Origin of the sequence: Selenomonas sp. KH1T6, from assembly GCF_900108415.1 — a bacterium.
GTDB classification, from domain to species: domain Bacteria; phylum Bacillota; class Negativicutes; order Selenomonadales; family Selenomonadaceae; genus Selenomonas_B; species Selenomonas_B ruminantium_A.
Window position 1 is genome coordinate 1 of record NZ_FNWN01000028.1, and the last position, 15,718, is coordinate 15,718.

Below are 15,718 nucleotides of genomic sequence, written 5' to 3' on the forward strand. Positions count from 1 at the left end.
CAGTTGCTATTCAGTATGGTTTCTTTATAACCATGCTTCATCTTTTCAGATGTGCAACCGATGTTTTGGTTCAAACTAAAAGTTTGACTAACATCTGGCTTGAAAACAAATTTGTTTTCGTTTGCATTGTTTAGTTTTCAAGGAACAACTTGATTTCTCAAGAGTCGCTCACTTGAAGCGACTTGTTTATTTTATCTTGTCTCTTTCGGAGTGTCAAGCACTTTTTTTGAATTTCTTTTTCAATATTTTTGCTGGCCAATCAAGGCTCTCTTTTATATTGTAGGAAACTCTTTCGTGCTTGCCGCTCCCGTTAGCGACTTGTATTATGATACACGCCTTCAAGTCATTTGTCAATAACTTTTTAAGATCTTTTTCCAATACTTGAGGAGGTGACAAAAAAACACCGCCGAAGCGGTGTTGTCAAATTCAAATGGTGGCGGCACAGAGACTTGAACTCCGGACACTGCGGGTATGAACCGCATGCTCTAGCCAGCTGAGCTATGCCGCCAAAATAAATGGTGGGCAGGGATGGATTCGAACCATCGTAGCCGTGAGGCGGCAGATTTACAGTCTGCTCCCTTTAACCACTCGGGCACCTACCCATTTGCTGTCAACAAAACCAACGACAACAACAGTGATTATTATACCCTCTTATACATCTGTTGTCAATCACTTTTTTACATTTATAAGGCCATTGTTCCAGTTTTGCCGAAGGCAAAACTTCCTCTTGGCCTTTCAACGAGGCGGGAGATATTAACTCGCCACCTGTTAGTAAGTTACCGCCCCCACTTATAGAAGTGGGGACATCTTGTACTCGTTATAAAAAAAATATCTCCTGCCCCAAAAGGCAGGAGATACATCTTCTCATTACTTCTTGCGCATCCACACAGGAATGTCAATAAAAGGCTCTACCGGCTCCTGAACAGGAGCTGCAGGCTGCTGCTGGGGCTGCTGAGCCGGGGTTGCTGCCAGCTGCTGGCCAAAGAGATTAGGCGCCACAGGCGCAGCAGGAGCAACAGCAGGCTTTGCCGGCTGCTGGGGGGCAGGAGCCCCCACCTCGTCCGGGTTGTCAAAGCCAGTAGCAACTACAGTGACCTTGACAGTGTCGCCCATAGTGTTATCCACAGCGGCACCCCAGATGATGTTGGCCTGGCCGTTGACGGCCTCGTGAATGGTATTGGAAGCCTCGGTAACCTCGTACATGCTGAGGTTCTCCTCGGCACCGGTGACGTTGATAAGTACGCCTCTTGCGCCATCGATGGTAGTCTCCAGCAAAGGAGAAGCGATGGCGTTCTTGGCTGCCTCCACAGCAGCGTTCTCACCGGTAGCCTCGCCGATACCCATGAGAGCGGTACCTGCATTGCTCATGATGGAGCGCACATCTGCAAAGTCCAGATTGATAAGGCCCGGCTGAGCGATGAGGTCAGAAATGCCCTTGACGCCCTGGCGCAGGATATCATCTGCCTCCAGGAAAGCCTGGGTGATGGAAGTCTTCTTGTCCACCACCTGCAGCAGACGGTCATTGGGAATGGTGATGATGGTGTCAACATGCTGCTTGAGAGTTGCAATGCCGGACTCAGCGTTGCGCTTTCTGCGCATGCCCTCAAAGCTGAAGGGACGGGTCACAACACCAACAGTCAGCGCACCGATCTCCCGGGCACATTCAGCTACCACAGGAGCAGCACCTGTGCCGGTGCCGCCGCCCATACCAGCGGTGACGAAAACCATGTCTGCGCCGCGCAGCGCCTCGAGGATATCATCACGGCTCTCCTCGGCCGCTTTCTGACCGATCTCGGGCTGTGCGCCAGCTCCCAGGCCGCGGGTCAGCTTCTCGCCGATCTGCATGCGCTTGGGTGCCAAAGATTTCAAGAGCGCCTGAGCATCCGTATTGACGGCGATGAACTCTACGCCCTGAAGTCCCAGATTAATCATGCGGTTCACAGCATTGCTGCCGCCACCGCCTACACCTATTACCTTAATGTTGGCCAGCTGGTCCAGGCCGTTATCATCCAACTCAAACATCACTCAAACCCCCATACGAACCAATATGTCCATGCGCTCCCTGGGGCGCACTTAAATCATTACACTATCTACGCCTTACCATTTTACCATCATTAAGAGCGTTTTTCCAGTAGTCACTTTGAAAAACTTCTCAATCCCTCACTCATCAGGCAAATGAGGCCTTTCAAGGCCGTGCTTTTTCAACAGGTGGCGGCGCAGTATCGCCAGATTCTTGAATATGCGGAAGCCAAAGGTCAGCAGGGCCACATAGTAAAGGTCTATGCCCAGGCGGTCCCCCACAAAGACCAGGAAAGCCGCCAGCAGCGCATTGGTGAAGAATCCGCTGATAAAGACCGTATTGTCAAAATGGCCGCTAAGAGCAGCCCTGAGACCGCCGAAGACGGAATCAAGAGAAGCCAGGAGCGCCACGGAAAAGAGCTTGGCATAAGCCAGGGGAATCACCACGGGGAAAACATAGCCAATGGCAAAACCTGCTATAAGTCCCAATATAGGCAGTATCATTTGGTCTCCCCCTCCTTTTCCTCCGTCTCATGGGCATAAGTATGGGAAGTAGAACCTTTGTAAGCGGGAATGTAGACAGACTGGCTGGTGGAAACCTCCAGCTGGATGCCCCAGACCTTCAAAGTCTCTGCTACGCCCCCCCGCATTTTGATAGCATTCTCCAGGCTCTTGGACTCGCCAATGGCCCTGATTTCAAAGGGCGGAGCAGAGCGCACATTGTTCACCGACAGGGTAGGCCCGGCACAGCGGATTTCCGAGGTACCAACCAGGCGCTGTCCATTGATAGAAATAGCCTCTGCCCCTGCGGCACGAAGCTCATTGATGACCTTCAGCAAATCATCATCATGGATAATGTAGAGGTTAGGGTTCTCCCCCGCCTTAGCCGCAGCGCTGCTGTCCTCCAGCTTCACGATGACCCCCTCCCCCACCACGGGAGTAAGGCCAGCCCTGAGACGTATATCCTCACTGATGGTGCCGCCGGCTTCAGAAGCCTTCTGCTTGCGCAAAGTGGAAAGTTCTTCTTTCAGCCCGTCCCGCTCCTGCTCTGTAGTCAAAAGCCTTTCGGTGATTTCCTCAATGCGCTGGTAGGAAACACTGCCCTTCATGTCAGCGGTGGTGCGCAGCTGCACAGCTACCATGAAGCCCAGCACCATGCAGACACAGGCGATAGACCAGCGTCCCTGACGGATTTTTATCATATACCCTTCCCTTCCTGATGCACTTCTACCAGCACATCCTTGAGCCTTATCACAGGCACCTCATAGCTGAAATCCACATACTCCACGGCATAGGGGCTGGTCTGCTGGTCCTGGAGGAAATCTTCCGTGAGCTTCACTTCTTCCTCCAACCTGTCCAGATTGCCCAGGCGTATCTGCACTGCCTTGGCTGTATAGGCCACCAGCGACTCAGGATTGGCTGCATTCACTTCGGAAAGCTGATTAAGGGCCTCAGGGCTCAGCTCCTGCAGCAGGGACAGCACCTTACTGATATTGGCATCACGCACATCATCCCCTATGTAAAGGTCATGGACAGTAACCCCGGTAATCAAAGGAATAGGCACATGGCGCAGATTGCGATAAGCCGCAATGACCTTCCCCTGCCTGTCAAGATCCACGTAGCCGTATTCTGAAGCCACCGTAGCCACCGGCACGCGCTCAACGATATTGATATCCAGGCTATAAGGCAGGTTCCGCTTCACCGTAGCCGATTCAATGCGCAAATCCTTCAAAAGGTTCTCCGTCACCTCAGCGGTCTCCAGATTGAAGAGCGGCTGCCCCTTCTGCACCCGGGCAATGTAGGCAATCTCGTCCTCGCTGAGGTATACCGCCCCTTTGACATTCAGCTTCTGGAGAGTGAAAATGGGCGAATAGACCAGGAGGGCTACCAGACCACAGGTAACAATCAGAAACAACAATCCCTTAAATATGCGCCTGGGACTTCTCCTGACTCTTATATTATCTGCCATATCTTCACACCTCCTATAGTATGACAAAGTAATTAACAGCTATTGACCTCCACCGCTTGCGGGGGAGGTGGCAGCCGAAGGCTGACGGAAGGGGGAGCCAGGGGTCGCAAAGTCAGCCCTCCAAGTCCCCCCTTCCACCGTCTTCGACGGTCCCCCTTCCCCGTAAACGGGGCAGGTAAGACCTATAATTTCATTGTGTATACTATATTCACTTTAACATGATTAAGAAATCTTGAACCCAGCCATCTCCAGCATCCGCTCGCAGAGCTCCGGGAACTCGATGCCCTTGGCCCTTGCTGCATCCGGCACCAGGGAAACCTCCGTCATGCCCGGCACGGAATTGACCTCGATGACATAAGGCACCTCGTCTTTGGACAGCATCATGTCCACCCGGGCCACGCCTTTGCAGCCGCAGGCGGTGAAGGTCTTGATGGCCAGTTCCTGAATCTCCTTGGTCTTTTCCTCGCTCATGGGCGCAGGAATGATGTGAGAAGAAGCGCCCTTGGTGTACTTGCTGTCGTAGTCATAACGCCCCGTAAGGGTAGTGATCTCGATGATGGGGAAGGCTTCCTTCGCTTCCTCGTTGCCCCATACAGCCACCGTCAGCTCCCGGCCCTCAATGAACTCCTCCACCAGCACTTCGTCGTTGTACTTGAAAGCCTGCACCAATGCGTTCTTCAATTCATCGCGGCTCTCCACGATATAGACGCCGATGCTGGAGCCCTGAGAAGCAGCCTTCACCACCATGGGCAGAGAGAACTCTGCTTCAATCTCGGCAGCCAGGCCCCGCTTCATCTCATAGCTGTAGTAAGTGCGGGAGCGGGGAGTGGAAATTCCCTCAGCCACGAAGACCCGCTTGGAAGCGGCCTTGTCCATGGTGACAGCCGCAGCCAGCACCCCGGAGCCGGTGTAGGGAATGCCCAGCATATCAAGGGTGCCCTGCAACAGGCCGTCCTCGCCGAACTTGCCGTGGAGGGCATTGAAGACAATGGCACAGCCCGTCTTCTGGATATCGTTGGCAAAGGTTTTTGGTACCAGTTCCATGCCCTCGGCATTATATCCCTTGGACTTCAGAGCGTTCAAAATGGCCGTGCCGGTACGGCGGGAAACCTCGGCCTCCGTGGAAGTGCCGCCCATTACTACAACTATCTTATCCTGATTCATTTCTTATGGCTCCCTTACTTCTTCAGCATTTCAACCAGCTCTTCACCGGTCTTGTATATATCCCCTGCGCCCATAGTAATCACCAGGTCGCCTTCTCTTACTTCTTTGGACAGGAACTCTGCCAGCTTCTCGCGCTCAGGCACATAGGTCACATCCTGGCCTGACTGGCGCAGCACTTCCTCCAGCACCGTACGCCCGTCAATGCCCGGAATTGGTGCTTCCCCTGCCCCGTAAATGTCCGTCAGCACCAGCTTGTCAGCGGAAACGAACGCCCCGCCGAACTCCTCATGCAAGAGCTGGGTGCGGCTGTAGCGGTGGGGCTGGAACACGCAGATCAGGCGCTGGGGGCTGGTCTCCTTGGCAGCCTTCAGGGTGGCGGCAATCTCCGTGGGATGGTGAGCGTAATCATCCACCACCCAGACTCCCTGCTCCCGACCCTTGGTCTGGAAGCGGCGCTTGGCCCCGTGGAAATTGGCCAAGCCCTCGGCCATCTTTTCAAAGGAAACCCCCACAGAAAGGCCCGTGACGATGCAGGCCATGGCATCCAGCACATTGTGACGGCCCGGTATATTCAGCTCCACATGGCCCAGCTTTTCCTCTTTCTTATAGACGTCAAAGGCAATGCCCCTGCCGCCGGTGGTGATGTTCTTGGCATTGTAATCTGCTTCCTGCTCGATGGCGTAGGAGAACACCTTGCGGTCAAGGTTTTTGGCAATGTTGCGCAGGTTCTCGTTCTCGAAGCAGAGCACCGCATACCCCGTTTCCTTGTCCACATTCTCCAGGAACTGGGTGAAAGCCTTGATGATGTTCTCCATGGTGCCATAATGGTCCATGTGGTCATCTTCCACATTGGTGACCACGGCGATATGGGGATGGAGCTTCAGGAAAGAGCCGTCGCTCTCGTCAGCCTCAGACACCAGATAATCCCCCTGGCCCAGCTTGGCATTGGTACCCAGGTCAGGCACCTCGCCGCCTACGATGACCGTAGGGGAAATCCCAGCCCTGTCCAGGGTCACCCCCAACATGGCGGAAGTAGTGGTCTTGCCGTGGGCACCTGCCACAGCAATGCCCTTGTATTCGTTTACCAGAGCTGCATTGATATCGGAGCGGTGCAGGCGTGTGATGTGCAGATCCTTGGCTGCCAGCACCTCCGGGTTGTCATGGGGAATGGCAGAGGACACCACGATGGCATCAGCTCCGCGAACATTCTCCGCCTTCTGGCCACCAAGAGTGACTTTGGCGCCCAGCTTAACCAGATTCTCAATGACGCCGCTGTTATCCCTGTCAGAGCCGGTGACCTCATAGCCCAGCTCGCACATGACTTTGGCCAGCGGGCTCATGCCAGCGCCCCCAATGCCTACGAAATGAATTTTTTTGATATCTTTAAGCTCCTTGAGCTGCTTCATGACCACTATCCCTTTCTTAGCTATTCTGCGCCAAAGTCAACACCATATCGGCAATCTCCTCTGCGGCCTCCGGCTTTCCCAACTTGCGGCTGGCTTCTGACATGGCTTTGAGCCCTTCCTCATCAGCCAGCAGCTCCTCCAGAGCCGCCCCCAGATTCCCGGCAGTCAGGTCCTTGTTGAGGATCACCCTGGCCGCTCCCTCCTTCTCCAGGGCCCGGGCGTTGAACTCCTGATGGTTCTCCGCCGCATAGGGGTAAGGCACCAGGATGGAGGGAATCCCCCGGGCTGTCAGCTCCGACAGCCCCGTAGCCCCGGCCCTGAACACCGCCAGATCCGCCATAGCCTGAGCCTGGGGCATATTGTAAAGGTAAGGAACCACCTTGATATGCTCCGGCAGTTCGGCAAGCCCCGCTTCCTTCAGGCGGCTTATCACATCATCGTACTCCTTGGCCCCGGTGGCATGGAGCATCTGCACCTGGGGATTCTCCGCTGCCTTCACTAGCACCTCAATCATGGCCCTGTTGATAGCCCGCGCCCCCCGGCTGCCCCCGGAAATGAGCACCGTCTTTTTCCCTGGATCAAAGCCGAAAGCCTTGGCCCCTTCTTCACGTTCAGCCTCCATCACCGCCCGGCGGATGGGGTTGCCCGTATAAACGGTCTTCTCTGAGGGGAAATAAGGCAGGGCCGCCTCGGAGCCCACCGCAATGCGGCTCACGAAGTGGGAGAGCAGCTTGTTGGTAATACCAGGCAGCACATTCTGCTCCTGCACCAAAGTGGGGATATGCTTGAGACTGGCCGCCATGAGGATAGGCCCGCAGACGTAGCCTCCGGTGCCTATCACCACATCGGGCCTGAAATCACGTACGATTTTGGCAGCCTTCGCCACCGCCGCCATGGCCCTGCCAGCCCGCAGGAGATTCCTGGGAGTCAGGCGGCGCTCAAAGCCCTGCAGGTCCACAGTGGCAAAGGGCAGCCCCTCCTTGGGCACAATATCCGCCTCCAGCCCATGAGGAGTCCCCACATAAAGGAACTCCGCCTCCGGGCACTTTTCCCTGATGGTATTGATGATGGTGATGGCCGGGTAGATATGACCGCCCGTGCCGCCCCCCGAAACAATAATCCGCAAAATACCGCTCCCCTCGCCTATGAGTATAATAGTAATCGCACTGAAAGGTGTTGCCTGACCTCCCCCGCTTGCGGGGGGCGCGTAAGCGCGGGAGCCCAGTGGGCTCCCTGGCAAGGGACCACCGAAGGTGGTGGAAGGGGGAGGAGCAGCCGAACAATTCACTTCGAAGATACTTGTTCGACCCCTAGCCCCCCTTCCGTCAGCCCTTCGGGCTGCCACCTTCCCCGTAAACGGGGCAGGTAAGACCTGTAATTTCATTATGCATACTAAAGAAAATAATGTCACATCCCCTTTATTTGAAAGGGGTCCCGAACGCCTTAGCGCAAGTCATTCACCAGTCTCTTGAAATCCCTGCCACGGGCCTCGAACCCTTCGTACATATCGAAGCTGGCGCAGGCAGGAGAAAGCAGCACCACCTGGGGTGCCTTGGCCAGCTTATGCGCCGTGGCCACGGCTTCCTCCATGCTGAAGCCCACCATGTGGATATGCTCCTTAGGATAACCGTTCTTGATGGCTTCTTCCTGAAAACGCTCAGCGGCAGCTCCCAAGAGAATCAGCTCGTCGCAGCGCTCCTTCACCAGCCCCATAAACTCCGTCAGGTCAGTCAGCTTGTCATCACCGCCAGCCAGCAGGATGATATGCCCCGGGAAAGTCTCCAGCGCCTTGATGGCAGAATCCGTATTGGTGGCCTTGGAATCATTGTAATAAGCCACCCCGTCCAGTTCCCTGACCGGCTCGATGCGGTGCTCCACCCCCTTGAAGGCTTTCAGCACCGGCACCATTTCCTCCACCGTGGCTCCCATGAGGAAAGCAGAAGCAGCCGCTGCCAGGGCATTTTCCACATTGTGGCCGCCCTTGATGCCCAGCTCCTCCACAGTGCAAAGCTCATGGACCTTGCCAGCCCAAATGATAACCAGACGGTTGTCAGCCTGGCGCACATAAGCGCCCTCCTGCAGTTCCTCTTTGCGGCTGAAATAACAGACCTTGCCATGGGCACGCTCTGCCATGCCACGAGTGTGGCTGTCATCGTAATTCAGCACCAAAAAGTCCTCAGCCGTCTGCTGGGCAAACATGCGCTCCTTCATGGCCTGATAGACCTCCATGGAGCCGTGGCGCACAATGTGGTCGGGCGTGACATTCAGCACCGCCGCCACATGGGGATGGAAGTCCTCGGTGGCCTCCATCTGGTAGCTGGAAATCTCAGCAGCGATGGCACCGCCCTCCCCTACCCGCAAGGCTTCTTCCACCAAGGGAATGCCAATATTGCCGCCTACGCCGGTCTTGCCAGCAAGGAAATGGGCAGCCAGCAGCTCACCCAGCAGGGTAACCGTGGTGGTCTTGCCATTGGTACCGGTAACAGAAGCAAAAGGAGATTGGGCAAGTTCATAGGCCATCTCCACCTCAGAAAGCACCCTGATGCCCTTCTCATAGGCAGCCTTGATAATAGGCACCCGCACGGGCACAGCCGGGGACACGATGACCATATCCACCCCGGCCAGCATCTCCTCCTGCTGGGGACCGAAAGCCAGCTCTACGCCCAGCGTCCTAAGCTCTGCAAAATCGTACTTCAGGTCAGCTTCCTGCTTGGCATCACTCAAAGTGACCTCAGCACCAAACCGCTTAGCAACCTTGGCAGCGGCAAAGCCGCTGATGCCTGCACCGATGACCAGTACCTTTTTCCCTGCTAACTCCAGCTCCATTGTTATGCACCTCGTTATTTAACCAACATCAATCCTGCCATACCAGCCAGCAGCCCTACACTCCAGAACACCAGGACCACCTTTGTCTCGGACCAGCCACCCAGCTCAAAATGATGGTGGATGGGGCTCATGCGGAAGATGCGCTTGCCGCCGGTGGCCTTGAAGTAAGTGACCTGCATGATGACAGACAGGGCCTCGCACACGAAAACCAGACCGATAATCACCAGCAGGATTTCCGTATGAGTGAGGATGCCCACCGCCGCCAGCGCGCCCCCCAGGGCCAGGGACCCAGTGTCCCCCATAAAGACCTTGGCAGGATGGGCGTTGAACCGCAGGAAAGCCAGGCAGGCCGCCACAATGGCCACGCAGAAAATCGCCAGGTCGCTGTGACCGGTGAGAGCGCAGACCACCCCATAGCAGCTGGCCGCCACCGCCATGGTGCCGGAAGCCAGTCCGTCCAAGCCGTCCGTGAGGTTCACCGCATTGGAAGTGCCCACCAGCACAAAGAGCACCAGCAGATAATAGCCAAAGCCGATATCCACATTGGCATTGAGCACCGGCAGCCAGATGGAAGTATCAATGCCAAGTTCCTTAGTACCAATATAGATGGTCACCAGAGCAATGATAATCTGCCCCAAAAGCTTCTGCTTTGCCTTAAGTCCCAGATTCCTCTTCTTCACTACTTTGATATAGTCATCCAGGAATCCCAAAGCAAAATGCCCCAAAGTGATGAACAGGGCCAAAAGTATCTCCGCAGTCCAGGGAGCCCCCGCCAAAGTGCCTATGACTATCCCCAGAATAATCATGATGCCCCCCATGGTAGGAGTGCCGCTCTTGGCCTGATGGCTCTGAGGCCCCTCCTCACGAATGCTCTGACCAAATTTCAGCTTATGCAGCCAGGGAATAAAAAACGGCCCCGTCATAAGTACAAAACCAGCAGCCACCGCCGCAGCCACTATCAGGCTATTATCCACAATTGATGCCTCTTTCTAAAATCAACAAGAACCCCAAGGCTCTCAAACTCTCAAACTCCACGAACCTACGAACTCCCGAACCCCAGGGCCCATGGATGGGCCCCGCGGACGCGGAAATCACACGATGTGATTTCAGTCCGCGTTTTCTTTTGGTTCGTTTTCTTTGCGCCAAAGAAAATGAACAGCCGAAGCCTTACCTCAATAAATCGATAATTTTCTCCATCTGCATACCCCGGGAGCCCTTGAATAAAACCGTATCCCCAGGCTGCAAAATCTCCTTCAGCTTCGCCGCAGCCTCCTCATGAGACTCGCAGCAATAAGCCTCCGCAATCCCGGAACCCTTTGCCCCTTCAGCAATCAAGGCCCCAAGTTTCCCACGGGTAACCACTGCACTAAAACCGTGCGCCGCAAGCTGACGTCCCACCTCACGGTGAGCTTCCTCTTCAACGTCGCCCAATTCCAGCATATCCCCCATCACCGCAATCTTGCGGCCGTCCTTCACCAGCTCGGACAGAGTCTCAATAGCCGCCTTCATGGACATAGGGCTGGCATTGTAGGCATCGTTCACCACATGCCACGGTCCAACCTCCTGGCACTCAAAGCGCATTTTGGTGGCTTCCAGATTAAGCAGGCCCTCACGGATTTCCTCCGCCTTCATGCCCAGAGCAAACCCGGCAGAAATTGCCGCCAGGGCATTCTCTACATTGTGCCTGCCCACCATGGGCAGGACATACTCATGGCGCTCCTTGGCGTATTCCACCATAAAGAGGGTCTTGCTACCTTCGGTGCGTACGGCCTCAGCCTTCACCTCAGCAGGATTCTCAATGCCAAAGGTAATGACCCTTACACCCTCCTTGGCCTTGTCAGCCATGCCTGCCACATAGGGATTATCCGCATTCAGGATCACCGTGCCGCCGGCAGGAATAGCCTCCACCAGCTCCGCCTTGGCCCTGGCGATATTCTCAAGGGACCCCAGCAGCTCCATATGGGTCTCACCTACATTGGTGACAATGCCCACCTGAGGCGCCGCCACAGGAGCCAGAGCCTCGATCTGATGCAGGCCCCGCATACCGATTTCCACCACAGCTGCCGTATGCTGCTCTTCTATTCCCAGCAGGGTCAAAGGCAGGCCTATCTCGTTGTTGAAGTTGGCCTGGGTCTTCTGCACCGGACCGCGGGCAGACAGCACTGCCGCTGTCAAATCCTTGGTGGTAGTCTTGCCATTGGAACCAGTGATAGCCACCACAGGCAGGTCAAATCTCATGCGGTGCAGATGGGCGATTTGCTGATAGGCAGCCAGGGTATCTTCCACCTGCAGGACAGTGCCCTGCTCCTTTTGCGCTGCCTCAAGATTCTCCCTGGTGCAGCCGCTGCCCACGATAACGCCAGCTGCCCCCTGCTTCAGAGCCTCGGCGGCGAAATCCTCGCCGTTGAAGCGCTCGCCCTTCAGGGCCACAAAAAGCACCTTCTCCGCAATCTTGCGGGTATCCGTCACTACATCGGCAAAGTCACCGGCTGTCTCACAAACAACTTTGGCTCCCGTAGCCTTCAGCACTTCATCAAGAGTAAATGCAGGCATCAATGCTCCCCCTTACGCAAACTTGGCAGCCACGGCAGCCCGGGCCACTTCCTTATCGTCAAAGTGAATGGTCTTGTCCTTCAGTATCTGATAGTCCTCATGGCCCTTGCCCAGGATGACCACGATATCGTCCTTCTGGGCCAGCTCAACCGCCCGGAAGATGGCCTCCCTGCGGTCGATGATCTTCTCATGGTGCTTGGAGCCGATTTTCTCCAGCACACCTTCCTCTACCTGGGACAGGATGAATTCCGGGTCCTCAGTGCGGGGGTTGTCAGAGGTGGCAATCACCACATCGGAAAGCTCTGCTGCCAGGCGGCCCATAATTGGGCGCTTGGTGCGGTCGCGGTCGCCGCCGCAGCCAAAGACAGAGATGATTTTTGCCTTGGCAATCTGGCGGGCAGTCTTCAGCACATTTTCCACCCCGTCAGGAGTATGGGCATAGTCCACGATAATGGAGAAGTCCTGGCTTTCATTGCCAGTGCGCACCAGCTCGAAGCGGCCAGACACAGCCGTAAAGGACTCCAGCACCTTCTGAATGATGGCAGGCTCGATATTCTCTGCAATGGCAGCACCAACAGCGCTCATGACGTTGTAGACGTTGAAACGACCTGCCAGATGCAGGCGCAGAGGCATCATGCAGAATTTCTCGTTGCAGAATTTTTCATTTTCCAGCATGACATGGGTGCCGGAAGCCTCCACCTCCACATCAAGGGCCCTGAGGTCTGCCTCACGGTCAATGGCATAGGTGATGTGGGGGCACTTGGCATGCTCCAGCATAGTGGCGCCGGCCTCGTCGTCGATGTTCACCACGGCGCACTTGCGCTCCTTGACACCGGGAGCGCTGACCAAATCAAACAGCCTGGCCTTGGCCAGCTTGTAGTTTTCCAAAGTCTTGTGGTAGTCCAGATGGTCCTGGGTGAGATTGGTGAATACCACCGTGTCGAACTCAATACCCGCCACCCGGTTCTGGTCCAGAGCATGGGAGGAAACCTCCATTACCACATAGTCCATGCCCTTGTCACGCATGATGGCCAGCGTGTGTTGCAGCTCCACCACATCGGGAGTGGTATTGTGAATGGGGAAGACTTCGTCTTCCATCATGATCTGGATGGTGCCGATGAGCCCCACCTTGTAGCCTGCCGCCCGCAGAATGGCGCGGGTCACATAGCTGGTAGTGGTCTTGCCGTTGGTGCCCGTGATGCCGATGATGCGCATAGAGCGGGCCGGATAGTCATGGAAGAAGGGCACGATGGTGTCCAGTGCCTCCTGCAGATCCGGTACCACCAACACCGCCCCGCCAAAAGGAGGCTCGATGTCCTCACGAGTAGTGAGGATGGCCTTGGCCCCTGCCTTCTCTGCCTGGGGAATGAAATCATGGCCGTCCACATGGGCACCAGGAATGCACACGAACATAGTCCCATGCTCTACTTTGCGGGAATCATGCTCGATGCCGGTTACTTTCGTCTCTTTATCGCCTTTGATGACGGCCCCCTTGACAAGGGCAGCCAGTTCTTTCACAAGTTTCATATATGTCCTCCTTCGGCTCCGCGAGCCGTAAAATATTTTAACGCTATAGCGCATATTTTACAATGAAAAATCCGCAAAAGAAAAGAAGCTGACCTGGCCAGCTTCTTTTTCTCAACTGACGGCCGAGAATCCACTCTGCGATTCCATCAGTTAATTCTCATGTGCAAAGTAGATTTTCTTGGGAACAGTCATTCCCAGCTCGCCCTCAGCAATATCCTTGATGCGCTGCGGTGCTTTCAACTTGGCGTTCTCAATGCGCAGCCGTTCATTCTCCTGCTCCAGCTGCTCTGCCTGGTTCTGGGTTGCCACCAAAGCATAGCCCCGGCTGGCTGAAACACCGCTGCCCACCGTCACCAAGAGTGCCATCACCGCTGCCACCAGAAAGAGTATCTGGCAATGGGAGCGGGTGGCCGTATCCACCACGGTCTTGAAAAGCGGCTCTTTGGAGCGCACCTTCAAGGTCTTGATTTCGTCCTCACGAGAAAGAGGAACCTGCTCTTCATAGAACTCCTCTTCATACTCATAGTATTTTCTCTGAGCTGACATCCTGTATTTCCCCCCTTGCATTGATTCCCCTGAAAATCCCTTTCGATTCATTACCCCAATTTCACGGCTATGCGCAATTTTGCGCTCTTTGAACGGGAATTATCCCTCAGTTCCTCTTTTGTGGCCTGCCTGGGCTTTCCCAGGAGCTTGATCTCCGGCTTATGGTTGCAAGTGCAAACCGGCAGCTCAGGCGGGCAGATACACCCTCTTGCCAATTCCTTCAAAGTCTGCTTGGCTATCCTGTCCTCAAGTGAATGGAAAGTGATGATAGCCAGATGACCTCCGGGCTTCAGGAATTTCACCGCTGTCTTGAAGGCGTTCTCCAAAATCCCCAGCTCGTCATTGACCTCGATGCGGATGGCCTGAAAAATCCTCTTGGCAGGATGTCCTGTGGCTGCCCGGCGCACGGCTTTGGGCACCGCCTTGCAAATGACCTCCACCAGTTCACCAGTGGTTTTGATAGGAACAGTTTCCCGCTCTTTCACGATAAATTCTGCGATGCGCTTGCCCCAGCGCTCCTCCCCGTAATCGTGGAAAATCCGTGCCAGTTCCTCCTGGCTGTAAGTATTCACCACTTCATAGGCGGAAAGGCTGGCCTCCGGGTCCATGCGCATATCCAGAGGCGCATCCTGCATATAGGAAAAGCCCCGCTCTGCGGTATCAATCTGATGGGAAGAAACCCCCAGGTCGAAAACAACACCATCGACCTGCTCAATGCCCAAATCATGCAGAACCTTTTCCAGATGGCGGAAATTGCTATGCACGATATCCACTCTGCAGGAAGCATCAGCAAGACGTTCAGAAGCCGCCTTGATAGCCGCCTCATCCTGATCAAGTCCGATCAGCCTACCCTCAGGAGCCAGCAATTCAGTAATGCGATGAGAATGCCCCCCACCGCCCAGAGTACAGTCCACATAAGTTCCAGCCGGATCGGTAACAACCCCCTGCACCGTCTCTTCCAGCATAACACTAACGTGATGAAACTCCATACTCCAAAACTCCCCGAAACACTAGAACTCCCGAATCCCACGAACCCCAGGGCCCATGGATGGGCCCCGCGGACGCGGAAATCACACGATGTGATTTCAGTCCGGTAAACATGCCACCGGCATGTTTACCTTTTGGTTCGTTTTCTTTGCGCCAAAGAAAATGAACAGACGAAACTTGACTATAGGATACCCAACTCCGCCAGCGAAGCTGCAATAGACGTCACATCAGGCTCAACCTCGCCTGTGTATTCATTCCACTGATTCTTGCTCCAAACCTCTATGCGATTATCCGCCCCTGTGAGAATCACATCCTCTTTCAGAGCAATCCCCGCATAATTGCGCAAGTTGGCAGGCACCAGGAAACGCCCCTGCTTGTCGCACTCCATAGTGCGTGCTCCTGCAAAGAAGAACCGCACTATGGCCCGGGCCTCAGCCTTGGCCAGCGGCAGGGCGCGAAGCTTCGCCGCCATCTCCTCCCAGGCCTGCTGCCCGTAAAGGAAAAGGCATTTATCCAGCCCCTTGGTGATGATGAAGGAAACACCCAATTCCTGGCGGAAATCAGCCGGCAGGATAATGCGCCCTTTGGCATCAATGGCATGGCGGTACTCCCCCATGAACATCCTGCCTCACCACCTTAGAACCACAAACCTCCACTTTGCCCCACTTTACCTATTCAATTTATATCAAAAATCTCCTGCTTTGGCAAGCAAAAAGCCCCT

Annotated in this window: 12 protein-coding genes, 2 tRNA genes and 1 pseudogene; all 15 read right to left on the reverse strand. The window is 55.1% G+C overall.

The window, feature by feature from the left end:
• Nucleotides 1-431: 431 nt before the first annotated feature.
• Nucleotides 432-508 (reverse strand) — tRNA-Met (locus BLW59_RS13460).
• An 8-nt stretch (nt 509-516) separates the two neighbouring features.
• Nucleotides 517-602, reverse strand: a tRNA-Tyr gene (locus BLW59_RS13465).
• A gap of 265 nt (nt 603-867) precedes the next feature.
• Nucleotides 868-2,022, reverse strand: a complete 1,155-nt coding sequence (gene ftsZ / locus BLW59_RS13470) for a cell division protein FtsZ (RefSeq protein ID WP_074698189.1) — start codon at nt 2,020-2,022, stop codon at nt 868-870.
• Nucleotides 2,023-2,160: 138 nt separating this feature from the next.
• Nucleotides 2,161-2,523: a small basic family protein gene (locus BLW59_RS13475; RefSeq protein WP_029546066.1), complete on the reverse strand. Its 363-nt coding sequence runs from the start codon at nt 2,521-2,523 to the stop codon at nt 2,161-2,163.
• Complete coding sequence (locus tag BLW59_RS13480; RefSeq protein ID WP_074698190.1) at nt 2,520-3,221, reverse strand: DUF881 domain-containing protein; 702 nt, start codon at nt 3,219-3,221, stop codon at nt 2,520-2,522. Before BLW59_RS13480 ends, BLW59_RS13475 begins: the two co-directional genes overlap by 4 nt.
• Nucleotides 3,218-3,988 (reverse strand): cell division protein FtsQ/DivIB, encoded by a 771-nt coding sequence (locus BLW59_RS13485; RefSeq protein ID WP_074698191.1) that lies wholly within the window; start codon nt 3,986-3,988, stop codon nt 3,218-3,220. The genes BLW59_RS13480 and BLW59_RS13485 overlap by 4 nt, the downstream gene beginning before the upstream one ends.
• 222 nt (nt 3,989-4,210) lie before the next feature.
• A pseudogene (murC, locus tag BLW59_RS18170) lies at nt 4,211-6,558 on the reverse strand (UDP-N-acetylmuramate--L-alanine ligase).
• A gap of 16 nt (nt 6,559-6,574) precedes the next feature.
• Nucleotides 6,575-7,684 carry an undecaprenyldiphospho-muramoylpentapeptide beta-N-acetylglucosaminyltransferase gene (gene murG / locus BLW59_RS13500; protein ID WP_074698194.1) on the reverse strand — a complete coding sequence of 370 codons (1,110 nt, stop codon included), beginning with the start codon at nt 7,682-7,684 and terminating at the stop codon, nt 6,575-6,577.
• Between the two features lie 317 nt (nt 7,685-8,001).
• The gene (gene murD / locus BLW59_RS13505; RefSeq protein ID WP_413778194.1) at nt 8,002-9,378 is read right to left on the reverse strand and encodes a UDP-N-acetylmuramoyl-L-alanine--D-glutamate ligase; all 1,377 of its coding nucleotides are present in this window, start codon (nt 9,376-9,378) and stop codon (nt 8,002-8,004) included.
• A 20-nt stretch (nt 9,379-9,398) separates the two neighbouring features.
• A complete protein-coding gene (mraY, locus tag BLW59_RS13510; RefSeq protein WP_080706084.1) occupies nt 9,399-10,307 on the reverse strand; it encodes a phospho-N-acetylmuramoyl-pentapeptide-transferase in 909 nt (302 codons plus the stop codon).
• 244 nt (nt 10,308-10,551) lie between these two features.
• Nucleotides 10,552-11,937, reverse strand: a complete 1,386-nt coding sequence (locus BLW59_RS18175; RefSeq protein WP_318258591.1) for a UDP-N-acetylmuramoyl-tripeptide--D-alanyl-D-alanine ligase — start codon at nt 11,935-11,937, stop codon at nt 10,552-10,554.
• 12 nt (nt 11,938-11,949) lie between these two features.
• Entirely contained in the window at nt 11,950-13,464 is a 1,515-nt protein-coding gene (locus tag BLW59_RS18180; protein ID WP_318258592.1) for a UDP-N-acetylmuramoyl-L-alanyl-D-glutamate--2,6-diaminopimelate ligase, read from the reverse strand.
• A gap of 150 nt (nt 13,465-13,614) precedes the next feature.
• A complete protein-coding gene (locus BLW59_RS13520; protein WP_029546076.1) occupies nt 13,615-14,010 on the reverse strand; it encodes a cell division protein FtsL in 396 nt (131 codons plus the stop codon).
• A gap of 50 nt (nt 14,011-14,060) precedes the next feature.
• A complete protein-coding gene (gene rsmH / locus BLW59_RS13525) occupies nt 14,061-14,999 on the reverse strand; it encodes a 16S rRNA (cytosine(1402)-N(4))-methyltransferase RsmH (RefSeq protein WP_074698196.1) in 939 nt (312 codons plus the stop codon).
• Between the two features lie 179 nt (nt 15,000-15,178).
• Nucleotides 15,179-15,619, reverse strand: a complete 441-nt coding sequence (gene mraZ, locus BLW59_RS13530; RefSeq protein ID WP_074698197.1) for a division/cell wall cluster transcriptional repressor MraZ — start codon at nt 15,617-15,619, stop codon at nt 15,179-15,181.
• Between the last annotated feature and the right edge of the window lie 99 nt (nt 15,620-15,718).

Coding starts and splice junctions, on each gene's coding strand:
- mraZ (WP_074698197.1), bottom strand. CDS start 15,619: ATGTTCATGGGGGAGTACCGCCATGCCATTGATGCCAAAGGGCGCATT.
- rsmH (WP_074698196.1), bottom strand. CDS start 14,999: ATGGAGTTTCATCACGTTAGTGTTATGCTGGAAGAGACGGTGCAGGGG.
- mraY (WP_080706084.1), bottom strand. CDS start 10,307: ATGACGGGGCCGTTTTTTATTCCCTGGCTGCATAAGCTGAAATTTGGT.
- BLW59_RS18175 (WP_318258591.1), bottom strand. CDS start 11,937: ATGCCTGCATTTACTCTTGATGAAGTGCTGAAGGCTACGGGAGCCAAA.
- ftsZ (WP_074698189.1), bottom strand. CDS start 2,022: ATGTTTGAGTTGGATGATAACGGCCTGGACCAGCTGGCCAACATTAAG.
- BLW59_RS13520 (WP_029546076.1), bottom strand. CDS start 14,010: ATGTCAGCTCAGAGAAAATACTATGAGTATGAAGAGGAGTTCTATGAA.
- BLW59_RS13475 (WP_029546066.1), bottom strand. CDS start 2,523: ATGATACTGCCTATATTGGGACTTATAGCAGGTTTTGCCATTGGCTAT.
- BLW59_RS13480 (WP_074698190.1), bottom strand. CDS start 3,221: ATGATAAAAATCCGTCAGGGACGCTGGTCTATCGCCTGTGTCTGCATG.
- BLW59_RS13485 (WP_074698191.1), bottom strand. CDS start 3,988: ATGGCAGATAATATAAGAGTCAGGAGAAGTCCCAGGCGCATATTTAAG.
- BLW59_RS18180 (WP_318258592.1), bottom strand. CDS start 13,464: ATGAAACTTGTGAAAGAACTGGCTGCCCTTGTCAAGGGGGCCGTCATC.